Origin of the sequence: Amphritea sp., from assembly GCF_050300915.1 — a bacterium.
Taxonomy (GTDB): domain Bacteria; phylum Pseudomonadota; class Gammaproteobacteria; order Pseudomonadales; family Balneatricaceae; genus Amphritea.
Map to the genome: position 1 here is coordinate 1 of NZ_JBNKYN010000175.1, position 696 is coordinate 696.

The 696-nt window shown below is 43.5% G+C and carries 1 protein-coding gene and 1 pseudogene; both read right to left on the minus strand.

The window, feature by feature from the left end; genetic code table 11:
- Positions 1–208, minus strand: a 208-nt coding sequence (locus ACQY8X_RS20990) for a hypothetical protein (RefSeq protein ID WP_428037073.1), incomplete at its 3' end; no start/stop codon positions are given.
- A gap of 158 nt (positions 209–366) precedes the next feature.
- Positions 367–696 (minus strand): annotated as a pseudogene (locus ACQY8X_RS20995) (DUF2071 domain-containing protein); the annotation flags it as partial.

Below are 696 nucleotides of genomic sequence, written 5' to 3' on the forward strand. Positions count from 1 at the left end.
ATTTGGCGTCGGATTCTATAGACATTAAAATTTTACCTTGGTATACATTGTTTTGGTCATCCTTGGCCAGAATAAACATTAAACCAAAATAAGGAATAACACTATGGCGGTCAGACATTCTCCACCAAACGGAGAGAGCATCGTGCACAAAGGACAAAAAGGTGGTAAAACTGGTTGCGGAGTTAATACCAACGATAACCCGTCTCACTGGACCAATACCAGTAGCGCAATCACGTGCAACAAAAATGGTTGCAAAAACTAATTGAATATTCTAGGGCTGTTTTTACAGCCCGTTCACGACCTGCATAACGCCCGCGTAATAGGCGCGAGCTTGCGAGCGTCCTAATTGACGCGTTTGTTAAATTTTTACCCAATGGTGACTGGGGGTAAGTAAATAGTAAACTCATTTATTGGCTCAATTAAAACGCTATACGGAGAGTTTTGCTCGACTGTTTTGACAATCCCGAGATCAGATAACAGCTTGAAATTTGCCGATATTAACTGGGCAGGCTTAACTTCCAGTTCTTGGTGCCATACTCGATATGTACCAAGCTTTCCGTCTCTTCGATAATAAAACCCAGCCAGAGGGTGGGTCAAATAGACCAAAGCTGACTCGACGTCGGGAAAACCCGGGAAATCCAACTTCCCATGTTCAGATTGGACTAAGTCAACCGAGGCTTTCGCCCAATCGGATAA